At 74.9% G+C, this 14,128-nt stretch carries 8 protein-coding genes and 1 CRISPR repeat array (1 of these 9 only partly in view); of the genes, 6 read left to right on the top strand and 2 right to left on the bottom strand.

Going from position 1 to position 14,128, the window contains the following annotated elements; genetic code table 11:
• Nucleotides 1-473: direct repeats of the CRISPR family, unit length 29 nt; unit sequence CCGTTCCCCGCGCCCGCGGGGATGAGCCG; it reaches 46 nt to the left of the window's first position.
• Nucleotides 474-596: 123 nt separating this feature from the next.
• Together MNZ27_RS06255 and MNZ27_RS06250 are read left to right on the top strand one after the other, a co-directional pair.
• A complete protein-coding gene (locus tag MNZ27_RS06255) occupies nt 597-2,627 on the top strand; it encodes an HNH endonuclease signature motif containing protein (RefSeq protein WP_242393183.1) in 2,031 nt (676 codons plus the stop codon).
• A 682-nt stretch (nt 2,628-3,309) separates the two neighbouring features.
• Nucleotides 3,310-8,631 carry a carboxyl transferase domain-containing protein gene (locus tag MNZ27_RS06250; protein WP_242393182.1) on the top strand — a complete coding sequence of 1,774 codons (5,322 nt, stop codon included), beginning with the start codon at nt 3,310-3,312 and terminating at the stop codon, nt 8,629-8,631.
• A gap of 49 nt (nt 8,632-8,680) precedes the next feature.
• Here the strand turns inward: MNZ27_RS06250 and MNZ27_RS06245 are convergent, their stop codons facing one another.
• Nucleotides 8,681-8,965, bottom strand: coding sequence for a hypothetical protein (locus MNZ27_RS06245; RefSeq protein ID WP_242393181.1), 285 nt, complete (start codon nt 8,963-8,965; stop codon nt 8,681-8,683).
• Nucleotides 8,966-9,137: 172 nt separating this feature from the next.
• Between MNZ27_RS06245 and MNZ27_RS06240 the strand changes: the two genes are divergently transcribed.
• Nucleotides 9,138-10,058, top strand: a complete 921-nt coding sequence (locus MNZ27_RS06240) for an RtcB family protein (protein ID WP_242393180.1) — start codon at nt 9,138-9,140, stop codon at nt 10,056-10,058.
• 120 nt (nt 10,059-10,178) lie between these two features.
• Here the strand turns inward: MNZ27_RS06240 and MNZ27_RS06235 are convergent, their stop codons facing one another.
• Nucleotides 10,179-11,330 (bottom strand): esterase/lipase family protein, encoded by a 1,152-nt coding sequence (locus MNZ27_RS06235; protein ID WP_242393179.1) that lies wholly within the window; start codon nt 11,328-11,330, stop codon nt 10,179-10,181.
• A 148-nt stretch (nt 11,331-11,478) separates the two neighbouring features.
• Here MNZ27_RS06235 and MNZ27_RS06230 point away from each other — a divergent pair, with 148 nt between their 5' ends.
• From MNZ27_RS06230 to MNZ27_RS06220, 3 genes are read left to right on the top strand one after another with little or no spacing between them, the layout of a single operon-like run.
• The gene (locus tag MNZ27_RS06230; protein ID WP_242393178.1) at nt 11,479-12,087 is read left to right on the top strand and encodes a tetratricopeptide repeat protein; all 609 of its coding nucleotides are present in this window, start codon (nt 11,479-11,481) and stop codon (nt 12,085-12,087) included.
• 46 nt (nt 12,088-12,133) lie between these two features.
• Nucleotides 12,134-13,168 carry a ChaN family lipoprotein gene (locus MNZ27_RS06225; RefSeq protein WP_242393177.1) on the top strand — a complete coding sequence of 345 codons (1,035 nt, stop codon included), beginning with the start codon at nt 12,134-12,136 and terminating at the stop codon, nt 13,166-13,168.
• Between the two features lie 20 nt (nt 13,169-13,188).
• Entirely contained in the window at nt 13,189-13,854 is a 666-nt protein-coding gene (locus MNZ27_RS06220; protein ID WP_242393176.1) for a class I SAM-dependent methyltransferase, read from the top strand.
• The last annotated feature ends 274 nt before the right edge of the window (nt 13,855-14,128 follow it).

The following is a 14,128-nucleotide window of genomic DNA, read 5'->3' as shown; positions in this document are numbered from 1 at the left end:
CCGCGGGGGCGAGGATCCGTTCCCCGCGCCCGCGGGGATGAGCCTACTTCGCGACGCGGGCGATGCGATGAAGTCGCCCGTTCCCCGCGCCCGCGGGGATGAGCCGACGAGTCCGCGTCCCACCTCGCGAACGATCCGCCGTTCCCCGCGCCCGCGGGGATGAGCCGTCGTGCGGCGCCTGCGCGACGTGCGCGGTGCACCGTTCCCCGCGCCCGCGGGGATGAGCCGACCTACGCCTCCCCTCGGGCGATCGCCGCGTTGCCGTTCCCCGCGCCCGCGGGGATGAGCCGCGGTGCGCGACGGTGTGGTCGGCGGTCAGCGCCCGTTCCCCGCGCCCGCGGGGATGAGCCGCGCGTGCCGCTGGATTCGGTGGTCTTTTCTGACCGTTCCCCGCGCCCGCGGGGATGAGCCGCCCGGGGCCTCCCGGGTGAGCGCCGTCCGGTTCCGTTCCCCGCGCCCGCGGGGATGAGCCGGCATTTTCATAACGATTGCGATCACGCCTTTCGCCCTCAGCATCCAGCCACATTCCAAGAAACATACGCGGCAATCAACCGCACCTAGCGATGACGAGCCAACGCAATTCGAAATGAACTTCGATGTCAGACCTGCGTGCAATCGTCCGGACGATGTGCGAGGCCGTCGCCAGTTCGAGCGCAACCTCGGCGGTGCCGCCGCCCGAGGCGCTCGCCCGCGCCGCGTGGCAGCTCGACCCGCCCATGCCTCACGAGCGGCCGCACGTGCTCCGGGAGGAGGCGGCGCTGCTCGTGGACGAACTCCTCGCCCGGGTGGCACGAGGGCGAGGCGCGCTGGACATCGCGCTCGGCGAGGGACTCCTGGCCCTGGCACAGGGCGACCGGACGCTGCGGCTCGGGTACTCGGGGATCGCGGATTACGCGCGCGAGCGGATCGGGATCGCCGGCCGCACCGCGCAGGGAATGGTCCAGCTCGCGCGGGCGCTGCACGAGCGACCGCGGCTCCGTGAGGCGGTGCGCTCCGGAGAGGTGAGTGCGCGCAAGGCGACGACCATCCTTCGCGTGGCGATGGGCGACGCGGAGGCGGAGTGGGTCGAGCGGGCGCGGACCGCGACGGTGCGGGCGCTCGAGGTGGCGGTCCGGGCGGCGGACCGGGATCGCGCGGAGAGCGCGAATGGCGCGATGGGTGCAGCAACCTGCATGGAGCTCGAGGAGGAGCGCTTCGACCGGGTGGACGTCCTTCTCGGACCCGAGGCGCGGGCCCGGCTCGACGAGGCGCTTGCGCTGGCGGGGAAGCTCCTCAAGGCAACCTCGCCGCGGTGGCAGCGGCTCGAGGTGATCTGCCAGGAGTACCTGGGCGCGCACCCGGTGGACGCGGACGAGGAGGCCGAGGAGCGGAGCGCCGAGGCTTCGCGGGCGGAGTGGCTCGACGCCGCGCGGGAGGGGCTCGAGGAGGAGACGGCATGTTGGGAGGCGCTCGCCCCGGTCGAGCCGGTCGCGGCCCCGATGCTCGGCGCCGTGACGGACGGCGCGGTCCTGGACGACGCGGCTTTGGACGACACGGGCGGCGCGCCTGCCAAAGATCCCGCGGAGCGGCTCGACGACCAGCTCCGTCACCTGGCGTCGATGCGCGAGCGCTGGGACGAGCTGGTCGGCCACCTCGCCATGCTGGTCCTGAATGTCGGGCTCTGGCGGGACATGGGCTTCGCCACCTTCGGCCACTACTGCGCCGAAAGACTGGGAATGGCGGAGCGGACCGTGGCGCAGCGGGCGGCGTTGGAGCGGCGGCTCTATGCGCTCCCGGCGCTCCGACAGGCGCTCCGGGAGGGGAGGGTCAGCTACGAGCAGGCGCGGCTCGTCGCGCGCGCCGCGGGAGCGAATACGGACGAGGATACCGTCGAGGCGCTGATCACCCACGCCGAGGCCTCGACCTGCATCGCGTTCCGGCGTGAGCTCGAGGACGAGCTCGCCGCTCGGTCCACGGCCGAGGCGCAGGCCGCGGCGCAGATGTGTGCGCCGTCGAGGCGGACCGACGACTCCGCGGAGGAGCCGGCGCAGATGTGTGCGGCGCCAGGGCGGACCGACGACTCCGCGGCGAAGGCAACGCAGATGTGTGCGCCGTCGGGCCGGGCCGACGACTCCGGGGCGGAGACGGGCACGCCGAGCAAGCCGACGAACCCCTTCCTCGCGCAGATGTGTGCGCGCGACTGGCTGACCCTCCATGTGCCGCGCCGGGTGGCCCTCCTCATTGACGCCTCATTCCGCGCGGCTCGGGCCGCCGCAGGTCATTGGCTCACCCCGGAGGAGTGCGTCGTCCGCATCGCGGACGAGTTCATCGAGACATGGAAGGAGGCCGCGAAGGTGGCCGAGCGCTCGCGCCCTCCGCGGCAGCGGAAGATTCTCGCGCGCGATCGGGGCCGGTGCCAGGTCCCCGGGTGCAGCCGCCCCGCCGCGCACGTGCACCATGTGTGCTATCGCTCCCGTGGCGGCGACGACTCGGACGAGAACCAGATCGCCCTGTGCGCCGCGCACCACCTCCACGCCCTCCACCGGGGATGGATCCGGGTCCGCGGCCGGGCGCCGGACGGGCTCCGCTGGGAGCTCGGGGTGCGTTTCGACGGGAAGCCGCTGGCTGTATTCGGGCCGGATGCCTGACCCCTGACGACGGGATCGATAGCGTCCCGCTCGACGCGTTGAGGCGCCTCGAGAGAACCGCCGCGCTTCTGCGGATGGCTGATCTCGACGTTCATCCGACGGGAAGTAGTGAGCCGTACCCACGGTCAGCCACGGCGTCGTGGCAAGACCACCTCCCGACCGAGTCACCTCCCGACCGAGAGAAGTTTTCGCTCGAAGGCCCCAGCGGCGACGTTCATGGTCCGCCACCTCGGCGGCCCCGCAGCCCGGATCTGCCGCGCTGGCTTCACGCTGGGCGAACGCGTCGTGATGGCGACGATCCCGCGTGGGTCGCCGCGCCGCGGCCACGGCGGCACGGGGCTCCTCGACCGAGCCTGAACGGGGCCTTCGTCGGTTTCGCCGCGGGCGCGGAAGCACGGGGCACGGGGCACGGGGCACGGGGCACGGGGCACGGGGCACGGGGCACGGGTGACCGGGTTCGCGTTCGCGTGCGGGTTCGGGAAAAGACGATCGCGGACGAGCGCAGCCCCCGCCGGGACGGAAATCATCCCCCGCGGGGCTCCGGACGCACGGGGGCTCGCTTTCGCGGGAGGTGCGGTCGCGAGGCGCCGTCGTCCGCCGTGCGGCGCGTCCGGCCGGCACCTACAGGAAGGATCCGCGGCGTCGCCGACGAGGGTGGCGGCGGGCGCGACCGCGGGGAGCCATGGACGGCACGGGCGGCATCGGGCGCGTGGCGGTGCGAGATGGCGGCGCGCGCGGGAGGCGGGTGCTCCGCGCGGTCCGGGAGCTCGCGCGGGCGGGGCGCGCCGCGGAGACGGTGGCGGTCATCGCGCCGAACGAGCGCGAGGCGCCGTTCGCCCGTGAGGCCGACGAGGTGGTCGTGCTCGACGGGCCCCCGGAGCGCGCCCTGGAGCTCGCCCGTCCAGGGGCCGCCTGGCTCGGCGACGCGTCCCTGGCGGAGCGGGCGGCGTTCGCCGCGGCGTGCGCGGCGCGGGGCGTCGTCCACCTCGGCTGGCCGGCCGAGGCGCTCGCGCGCGTCTCCACCCCGGGCTGGCTCGCTGAGCGCGCGGCGGAGCTGGGGATCGAACGCGCCGGCGCGGCGCCGGATCCGCGATCGCGGCTGATCGAGGTGGTCGTCGCCCGCGACGGCGTCGGCGATTCCCGGGCGCTCGGGACCGCGGACGCGTCGCTGCGGCGCGGCCCCGCGGTGGTGCTGTCGGAGTCGCCCGCGCCCGGGCTCGACGCGGAGCAGGTCGTGGCGGCGTGCGATGTGGCGGTGAAGGTGGCCACCGCCGCGGGCGCGGTGGGCGTCATCGCGGTGTCGCTGCTCGTCCATCCCACGACGGGCGCGCTCGCGCTGGTCGATCTGGGCCCGCTCCCGGCGGCGGGGTGCGCCCTCGAGGCCGCGATCGGCGTCGATCTGGTCCGGCTCTCCCTCCACCTCGCCACCGGCGGACCGGTCCCCGCCGCGGCCCTGCTGGGCGCGCACGCGATGGCGGCGCGCCTCGACGCCCGCGATCCCGAGGACCGCACCGCGGTCCCCGGGCGCGTGGCGCTGCTGCGCCTCCCCTGCGATCCCGACGTGCGCGCCGACGCGGCCGTCGAGGTGGGCGATCCCGCCCCCGCCGGCAACGCGCCCGTCGCGACGATCGTCGCCCGCGGACCGGACCGTGACGCCGCCCTCCGCCGCCTGGCGCAGGCGCTCGCCGAGGCGGACGTGCTCGTCCGGGGCACCGGCACCAGCCGGGCGTTGCTCCTCGCGCTCCTCGACCGCCCCGAGCTGCGGGGCGGCATCGCCGGCGTGGGGCTGCTCCCGCGCCTCGCCGCGACCGGCGAGCCGCTGGTGGTCCCGCGCCCCGGCCACGCGCTCCTCGCCGCCGCCATCGAGGCCTACGAGGCGGACCTCGATCTCGAGCGCGCCCGCTTCCTCGCGGGGGCGCGCCGCGGCCGCCCCCGCGTCGGCCCCTCCACCGGGCGCCCCGTCGATCTCCGCCTCGCCGGCCGGCGCCACCGGCTCGAGGTGCGGCAGGTCGGTCCCGACAGGTTCCGCGTGGCCTCGGGGGTCGGCTCAGTGGACGTCCGCGTGGAGCGGCTCGGCCCCTCGGAGCGGCAGCTCGACGTGAACGGCACGCGCATGCGCGTCCTCTCCGCCGCGGAGGGCGCCCGCGTGCTGGTGGACGTGGAGGGCACCCCCCACGTCGTGGAGCGCGAGCCCGCGGGGCTGGTCACCTCCCCGCTCCCGGCGGTGGTGCTCTCGGTGCCTGTCGAGCCGGGGCAGCGGGTCGCGCGCGGCGACGAGGTCGCGCGCCTCGAGTCCATGAAGGTCGAGGCGGTCGTGACGGCGCCGGAGGACGGCGTGGTCCGGGAGGTGCTCACCCTCCCCAACGCCCAGGTGGACGCCGGCGCCCCGCTGCTGCGCATCGACCCCGCCGGCGAGGCCTATGCGGAGCTCGCCCCGCCCCTCGCGTTCGAGCCGACGGCGCCGCAGCCGCCGCAGGACGCCCGCGCCGCCTACCTGGCCGCCCTCGGCGAGCTCCGGGCCCTCCTCCTCGGCTTCGACTTCGTCCCGGCCGAGGCGGCGCGCATCACGGCCGCCCTCGTCGAGCGCGCCGCCGCGGTGCCCGCGGCCGATCCGGCCGCGCTGCGCGCGGAGGAGGACGCGCTCGCGGCGTTCGCCGACGTGCTCGTGCTGTTCCGCCGGGTGCCCGAGCCGGCCCGCGGCGCCGGGGAACGGCCTCGCCCGGCGCTCGAGGAGCTGTGGCGCTACCTGCACGAGCCGGGCGCGCGCGGCGCCGGGCTCTCGCCGGCGTTCGTGGCCCGGCTGCGGACCGCGCTCCGCCACTACGGCGTCTCGCTCGACGCGCCGGGGCGCGCCCTCGAGCTCGCCCTGCTGCGCCTCCAGAAGGCGCACGAGCGCGCGAGCGCGTCGGTGCCGGCGATCCGCGCCATCCTGGAGCGGCGGCTCGACTCCGGCGACGAGCCCCTCGGCTTCGAGGGCGAGGGCGCGCGCGCCCTGCTCGACCGGCTCGTGGACGTCGGCCAGGAGCGGGCGCCGGCCCTCGCGGATCTCGCCCGCGACCTGCGCTTCCGCCGCTTCGACCGGCCCGAGTTCGAGCGGCTGCGGGCGGCGGTGTACGCGCAGGCCGAGGCCGACCTCGCCGCGGTGTCGCGCCCCTGCGCCGGGCGCGAGGCGGCCCTGGCGCGCCTGGTGGCGTGCCCGCAGCCGCTCGCGACGCTGCTCGTCGCCCGGATGGCCGCCGCCGACGCGGCCATCCGCCCCGCGCTGGTCGAGATCCTGCTCCGGCGCTATTACCGCACGGTCCCGCTCGCCGGCGTCTCGCCCCGCGAGCTCGACGGGTTCGCCTGCGCGACCGCCGAGCACGACGTCGACGGCCGCCGCGAGCGGCTCGTCGCGGGGTTCGCCCGCGCCGCGGACGCACCGCGGCTCGCGCGGGCCCTCGCGCGCTACGCGGCCGAGGTCCCCGCCGGCATGGACCTCACGATCGAGGCGTACCTCTGGGCCGACGATCCGTCCGGCCCGCCGGAGGTGCTCGCGGCGCGGCTCGGCGACGCCCTCGAGGGCGCCGGGTTCCCGCGGCCGCTCCGGCGCGCCTCGTTCGTCGTGGCGCGGGCGGGGCGTGGCCTCGGGCGCCAGGCGAGCCAGCAGCACCTCTCCTTCCGCGGCGGTCCGGATCGCTTCGAGGAGGAGCCGCGATACCGCGGCGTCCACCCGCTGCTCTTCCGGCGCATGCAGCTCTCCCGACTCAGCCGCTTCGAGCTCGAGCGGCTCCCCTCGGTCGAGGACGTCTTCCTGTACCGAGGCGTCGCGCGGGAGAACCCGAAGGACGAGCGGCTCTTCGCGGTCGCAGAGGTGCGGGACCTCACGCCGGTGCGCGACGCCGACGGCCAGATCGTCCAGCTCCCCCACCTCGAGCGGAAGCTGCACGAGGCGCTCGCGGGGATGCGCCGCTTCCAGGCGAGCCGCGATCCGCAGCAGCGGCTCCACTGGAACCGGGTCCTGCTCACCCTCGAGCCGCCGCTCGTGCTCCCGAAGGAGGCGCTCCACCGGGTCGCCGCGCGCCTCGCGCCGGCGACGGAGGGGCTCGGCCTCGAGATGGTCCTCCTCGCCGCGCGGATCCCCGACCCGCTCACCGGCGCGCTCGCGGACACCTTCGTCCGCGTCACGCTCGCCGGCGAGGGGCTCGCGATCCGGTACGACCCGCCCACCGACCGGCCCCTCGAGCCGATGCAGGAGTACCAGCGGCGCGTCATCGCGCTCCGCCGCCGCGGGCTCACCCACCCGTTCGAGATCGTCCGGATGCTCGCGCCGCCGCGCGGGGCCCTCGCCGACGTGCCGCCCGGCGAGTTCGCCGAGCACGACCTCGACGCGGGCGGCGCCCTCGTGCCGGTGCGCCGGCCCCCGGGCGAGAACACCGCGAACGTCGTCGTCGGCGTGATGCGGACCTTCACGGATCGCTACCCGGAGGGCATGCTGCGGGTGGTGCTGCTCGGGGATCCGACCCGGGCGATGGGCTCCCTCGCCGAGCCGGAGTGCCGGCGCGTCATCGCGGCCATCGACCTCGCCGAGCGGCTCGGCGTCCCGCTGGAGTGGTTCGCCGTCTCGGCCGGCGCGAAGATCTCGATGGAGAGCGGCACCGAGAACATGGACTGGATCTCCCGCGTGCTGCGGCGGATCGTCGAGCACACCGCGCGCGGCGGGGAGATCAACGTCGTCGTCACCGGCGTCAACGTCGGCGCCCAGCCGTACTGGAACGCCGAGGCGACGATGCTCATGCACACCCGCGGCATCCTGGTGATGACGCCCGGGTCGGCGATGGTCCTCACCGGCAAGGAGGCCCTCGAGTACTCCGGCTCGGTCGCGGCCGAGGACAACCTCCTCATCGGCGGCTACGACCGGATCATGGGCCCGAACGGCCAGGCCCAGTACCAGGCGGCGAGCCTCGCCGACGCCATCCGGATCCTCCTCGCCCACTACGACCACACCTACGTGGCGCCGGGGGAGCGGTTCCCGCGGCGCGCGCGGACGGAGGATCCGCCGGAGCGCGACGTCCGCGCCTCGCCGCACGGGCCGGAGGGCGGCGCCGGGTTCACGACGGTGGGCGACGTGTTCAGCGCCGAGAAGAACCCGGACCGGAAGAAGCCGTTCGACATCCGCCGGATCCTGGCCGCGGCGATCGACCAGGACCTGCCGCCGCTCGAGCGCTGGCGCGACGTGCGCGGCGGCGAGACCGCGGTGGTGTGGGACGCGCACCTCGGCGGCTGGCCGGTCTGCCTCCTCGGGATCGAGTCGCGCCCCCTGCCGCGCCTCGAGTTCGTGCCCGCCGACGGCCCGGAGCTCTGGTCGGCCGGCACCCTCTTCCCGCAGTCCTCGAAGAAGCTCGCCCGCGCCATCAACGGCGCGAGCGGCAACCGGCCGGTGGTCGTGCTCGCGAACCTCTCCGGCTTCGACGGCTCGCCGGAGTCGATGCGCCGGCTCCAGCTCGAGTACGGCGCCGAGATCGGGCGGGCGGTGGTGACCTTCGACGGCCCGCTCGTGTTCTGCGTGGTGTCGCGTTACCACGGCGGCGCGTTCGTGGTGTTCTCGAAGGCCCTCCGCGAGGAGATGGAGGCGGTGGCGGTGGAGGGGGCGCGCGCGTCGGTGATCGGCGGCGCGCCAGCGGCCGCGGTCGTCTTCTCTCGCGAGGTGGACGCCCGGACCCGCAAGGATCCGCGCGTCGTCGCCGCGGAGCAGGCCGCGGCGAGGGGCGGTGGCGCCGCCCGCGCCCGGCTCGCCGAGGTGCTCGCCCAGGTCCGCTCCGAGAAGATGGGCGAGGTGGCCGAGGAGTTCGACGCCGTGCACACCGTCGAGCGCGCGCGTCGGGTCGGCTCGCTCGACGCCATCATCGCCGCGCGCGATCTCCGCCCCTGGCTCATCTCCGCCGTGGAGCGCGGCATCGCGCGCCACGCCGAGCGCGAGCCCGAGGCGGCAGCGCACGAACAGCCCGAGCCGCCGGTGATGCACTGACGGCCGCTCAATCTCCTCCGGACGGCGGACGACGGGCCCGAGGCGGCGCTCACCGCGGCGGGTGAACGCTTTTCCTGTCCCGGTTCAGCCGTCGCTCGGCGATTCGCAGCGCGAGGTGCTCGAGTCCGAGCAACGCCACGACAACCAGGACGAGCATCGGAAGATAGCCCGCGACGAAGTTGAGCACCTGGAAGCCGGGCGCGCGCGCGTACTCTTCGATCGTGCCTGGCGGTGCCTCTGATGCACCGCGTATCAGCCCCAGGAGGACGACGGCGCAGACGCCCACCCACATCACGACCGTCACGCCGAAGACGACGCGTCTTGCACGAGTCATGGCATGGTGCCTCGAGCTGATGGAACCCATGCTTCAGCAGCCGCTGACGAATCCATGCGAACGCGCTGCGCGCCGGTTGGACGGAGAAGATGATGGTCGCCGGCACGACCGATGTCGCAGGGTTCCGGTTCGCCAGGTGTCGTGATCCCGTGATCGGAGCGCCAGCATGAACGTGACCAACTGCTCCGCGGAGCCCCTGGGCGTCCTCTACTCGTGGATCCCCCGCGGCCTCCGGGCGGAGGAGATCGTGTTCCTGCCCGACGCCTGCCCGGGGAAGAGCCCGCTCCCGACGGGCACCGCGGTGCTGACGCGCCAGCCGGACTGGAGGCGCTTCGCGGTCTCGGACTGCGGCTGCGGCATGCGCCTGCTCCGATCCGACCTCGACCGCGCGGACCTGGACCGGCGGCGGTGGGACGCGGTCGCGGACCGGCTGCGCGCGAACCGGGGGCGGCTCGGCGACCTCGGCGGAGGGAATCACTTCCTCGACGCGCTCGCCCCGGATGACGGCGGGCCGATCCACTTCCTGTGCCACACCGGCTCCCGGCAGGAGTCCGGGCTCGTGGACGCCCTGGTGGATCGCCCGGCCGAGTTCGACCGTGAGTTCGCCCGCGTCTCGGCCTGGGCCCGCGACAACCGGGCCGCGGTCCAGGAGGCGCTCGAGGCCGTGTTCGGGCGGCTCGAGCCCGTGCTCGACGTGTCACACAACGGGTACGAGGAGCGCGCCGACGGCGCGGTGATCCTGCGGAAGGGCTCGGTCCGGCTCCTCCCCGGCGAGCTGGCCGTGATCCCCTCGCACATGTCCGGCGACGCGGTGCTCGTGCGTGCGACGCCCCGGATCGCGGAGCTGCTCTGCTCGATGAGCCACGGCACCGGCCGCGTGATGTCGCGCGGGGACGTGAAGCCCCTGGCCGACGCGTTCGACTTCCAGGCGCTGCGCCGGCGGATCCTCGTCCCGGACGCGATCGCGGACGCGTCCTTCCGGACCGAGGGGCCCTACGCGTACCGGGAGCTGGACGACTGCCTGCTGCTCGTCGATGGGTACGTTACCGTCGAGCGCCGATTCTCGGTGGTCGCGTACCTCGGCCACCTCTGATGCGTGCTGCGCCGGTCCGCATCAGGCCCTCGGCGCGTGCGTGAGGCGCCGCGCGGCGAGCTCCACCCAAGGTTCCGCCCGGTCGCGGGCGGCTCACGCCAGGAGCCGGACGATCCCCCGTCACTGGACGATCGCGGGACGCGGGCGCCCGCCGGCGGCGCCGAGGAACGCCGCCACGGAGCGCCACACCTCGTCGAAGTCCGCGCGCGTGAAGCCCGCGCCCGAGTCGAGCCAGTCGAAGTGCGGCGGGACGTGGGTCGGCAGGTGGAAGTGCCCGATGACGTCGAGGTGGTCGGCCCAGACCGCGCGGATCACCTCGCCCCAGATCTGGCTGCGCGTCGGGACCATGCCGTCGTTCGCGCGCGCGTCGGGGATCCGCCCGTAGACCCGCCGCAGCGGCTCCGCCTGCTGCACGGTGAGGGGCGGCTCCTTCTTCACCGGCGTCCCGGACGCGACCCGGTACAGGCCGACGTAGAGCGCGTGGGTCGCCTGCGCGTAGGGTGAGAGCCCCGCGCCGAGCGCCGAGCGCAGCCCGGGCCGCCGCGCCTGCGTCACCACGCAACCGTAGCGGACGCCCGGACGATTCTCGGTGGACGCGTCGAACACGTCCATGCTCGCCGGAGTGATCTGGCCCACCAGGTCCTGGTCCTGCCCGAGGCTCTGGAAGAAGCGCTCCAGCCGGTGGCGCCGGTCCCGCGAGAAGTCGGCGAGGAGCTGGGCGAAGAGCTGCTCGATGACGCCCCGGGGCGTCGCGCGCGGGCGGCGCACGAGCCCGGCGAGCCGGAGGACGGCGCCGATGGGGAGCCGGCCGGCGCGCAGCGAGTAGATCGTGGCGAGGGAGAGGATCCGGAGCAGCTGCTGGCCGAGAAAGTTGTTGAAGAACTCGGCGACGGGCGTGCCGTAGTGCGGCGCCGAGACCGTCACCACCGACCGGACCGCCCGCGCGCACCCCTCCACGTCCACCTCGGTGGGGAGCGACACGTCCGGCGAGACCACGAGGCGCGCGTCGAGCCCGCCGCTCGAGTGGCCGACGATGGAGATCTCGCCGCCGGACCGCTCGAGCACCTCGGCCATCGCCTCGGCGAGGAGCGCGGCGCGGCGGGACAGCGTCGCGGTCGGCGCCGTCTTGATCACGCGGATCTCGCCGTCGAGCCCGAGCTCCGGGCCGATCTCCGCCAGGATCTCCCGGACGTGACCGAAGTACGTGAAGTCGCCGAGGTTCGCGAACCCGAAGAAGCCCGGCACGAGCAGGACGTGGTGCGGCGTCGGCACGGGCGTGAGTCTAGCGCCGGAGGGCCGGCGGCGATGCGGCTGGGCATGCGACCGCCTGCCACGTCGCGCGAACGGTCGTCGATGAAAGCGACTGGCGCTGCACCCGAAGTCGTGCTCTTTTCTCTGCTCCCCAACGGGAGGTCATGACGTGAACCGCTATACCCTGCTCGGCCTGGTGGTCGGTCTCATCGTCGGCCTCTGGCTCGGCTACATGGCCGGCCAGAAGAGCGCCACGATGAGTCGCCTCGCGCAGCCGGCGCTTCCCCCGGTCGGCATGCCGCCGGGCGGCGCACCCGCGAACCCGGCGCGACTCCAGGCGCTCCAGCAGATCCCGACGCTCCAGCAGGTCGTCGCGAAGGACCCGAAGAACACGCAGGCGTGGGTCTCGCTGGGGAACTCCTTCTTCGACAGCGAGCAGCCGCAGAAGGCGGTCGAGGCGTACGGGCGCGCCCTGGAGCTCAACCCGAACGATCCGAACGTCCTCACCGACCAGGGCGTCATGTACCGCGCCCTCGGCCAGTTCGATCGCGCCATCGAGAACTTCAAGAAGGCGAACCAGATCGATCCGAAGCACGTGCAGAGCCTCTTCAACCAGGCCGTCGTGTACCTGAACGACCTGCACGATCCGGCGAAGGCGAAGGCCGCCTGGGAGAAGGTCATCGAGGTGGCCCCGAGCTCGCCGCAGGCGATGCAGGCGAAGCAGGGGCTGCACGACATCGAGGCGCACCCGGCGGAGGCGCCGCCGGCCGGCAAGTAGGCGCGCGGGACTCGACGGGCGGCCCGCGGCGCCGTATCTGATGGTGATGCCGCGCCGCGCCTCCGCCCTCCTGGTCCTCGCCTCGCTCGCCGTCGCGTGCGCCCCTTCGCGCGCTCGGCTCGTCGCCCAACCGCTCGCCCCCGGACGCACGTGGGTGAGCCCGCTCCTCCGCGATCACCCGCTCGCGGGCCGGATCTGGGACGTCCGCGCCGGACGGTTCGTGGACGAGCCGGCGCTGGTGGCCGCGCTCTTCGGCGCGCACACCGTCCTCCTCGGCGAGATCCACGACAACGCGGACCACCACCTGCTCCAGGCGCGGCTGATCCGCGCCCTGGCGGCGGCGGGTCGGAAGCCGGCGGTCGCGTTCGAGATGCTCTCCGTCGAGCAGCAGCCCGCCATCGACGCCGCGCTCGCCGCGCCGGGGGTGACGCCGGACTCGCTGGCGAAGGCGGTCCAGTGGGCGAAGAGCGGCTGGCCCGAGTTCCCGCTGTACCGGCCCGTGTTCGCGGCCGCGCTCGACGCGAGGCTCCACGTCGTCGGCGCGAACCTGCCGCGCAAGGACGTCCGCCGCGCGGTGATGGAGGGCGAGAAGGCCCTGCCGCCCTCCGTCGCGAAGCGCATCGCGCGGCTCGGGCCGCCCTCCCCCGCCGAGCGCGAGGCGCTCCGGAAGGAGATGCAGGAGGCGCATTGCGGCGAGCTCCCCGAGGCGCAGATGGACCCGATGATCCTCGGCCAGCGCGCCCGCGACGCGCAGCTCGCGGAGTCGCTCGCCGCCGCCGGTGCGGGCGGCGCGGCGCTCGTCTGCGGCTCGCAGCACGCGCGGCTCGACCGCGGCGTGCCGGCCTACCTCGCGGGCGACGGCGGGAAGGTGATCTCGGTGGCGTTCCGCGAGGTCACGCCGGAGGGGCGCGAGCCGGCGCAGTACGTCGAGGAGGACGAGCCCGAGGGGCTGCCGTACGACTTCGTCGTCTTCACTCCCCGCGCCGAGCGCGAGGATCCCTGCAAGGGGCTCCGCGAGCACCTGCGCGCGAAGAAGGCGAAGCCGAAGGCGCCGCCCGCGCCGCCGTCCTCGGCGCCGTGACGCGCGGCGAAGGTGATTTCTTGCCCTCCCCGCCGCGCGCGCCTGGCGATCTCGCCGAGTTCATCCGGACGAGGACCGCTCCGGCGGCCGTGCCGGTCGCCCCGGAGCTCCGCGTCTACCAGGCGTCCGAGCTGACCCCGCTCTGGCACGCGACCGCGGCCGAGCTCGCCGGCTGGGACGACTCGCCGTACTGGGCGTTCCCGTGGGCGGGCGGCCAGGCGCTCGCGCGGGTGATCCTCGACGAGCCGGCGCTCGTGGCCGGCGCGCACGTCTTCGACTTCGCCACCGGGAGCGGCCTCGTCGCCCTCGCCGCGCTTCGCGCCGGGGCGGCCCGGGTGGTCGCCTGCGATCTCGACCCGTTCTGCGCCGCGGCGGTCGGTCTCAACGCAGCCCTGAACGGGCTCTCCGTCCCCTTCCGCGCCGGCGATCCCATCGGCGACCCGCTCGACGGCGTCGACGTGCTCCTCGCCGGAGACGTCTTCTACGAGCGGGCGCTCGCCGCCCGGTCGCTCGCGTGGTTCCGGACCCTCGCCGCGCGCGGCGTCCGGGTCCTCGTCGGCGACGCCGGTCGGACCTACGCCCCCGCCGACGGGTTCGCGGTCCGCGCGATCCTCGACGTTCCGACCACGGTCGAGATCGAGGACGCGCCGGTGAGGCGCGCCCGCGTGCTCGAGATCCTGCCCTGATCCGCGGCGGGCGCCCGCCCGCTCGCGTGACTCCCCGTGTGGCCGCGCGTTCGCTTCGGGACGCCCCTTGCCGCCGCCGCGTCCGCTCCACACGTTCGAGGTGCATGGCCCGACATCGATCCGCTGACGCCGAGCGGACCAGGACTGTCGGGAGTGCAAGCGGCGCTTCCCTCTGGCCGCGTGTCGGGCCAGGGACCACGGAGCCTCCGGGCTCCCCCGGATCCGGCGCGGCAGATGAGTGAAGCTCCGCGGAGGCGGCTCGCAAGGGCCGCCT

The organism is Anaeromyxobacter oryzisoli (assembly GCF_022690765.1).
Lineage (GTDB): Bacteria > Myxococcota > Myxococcia > Myxococcales > Anaeromyxobacteraceae > Anaeromyxobacter > Anaeromyxobacter oryzisoli.
Note: the sequence above shows the minus strand (reverse complement) of the source record. Positions and strands in the feature narration are given on the sequence as shown.

Bases quoted from the DNA above. Each gene is read 5' to 3' on its own strand.
- MNZ27_RS06255 (WP_242393183.1), top strand. From the start codon at position 597: ATGTCAGACCTGCGTGCAATCGTCCGGACGATGTGCGAGGCCGTCGCC.
- MNZ27_RS06250 (WP_242393182.1), top strand. From the start codon at position 3,310: ATGGACGGCACGGGCGGCATCGGGCGCGTGGCGGTGCGAGATGGCGGC.
- MNZ27_RS06245 (WP_242393181.1), bottom strand. From the start codon at position 8,965: ATGACTCGTGCAAGACGCGTCGTCTTCGGCGTGACGGTCGTGATGTGG.
- MNZ27_RS06225 (WP_242393177.1), top strand. From the start codon at position 12,134: ATGCCGCGCCGCGCCTCCGCCCTCCTGGTCCTCGCCTCGCTCGCCGTC.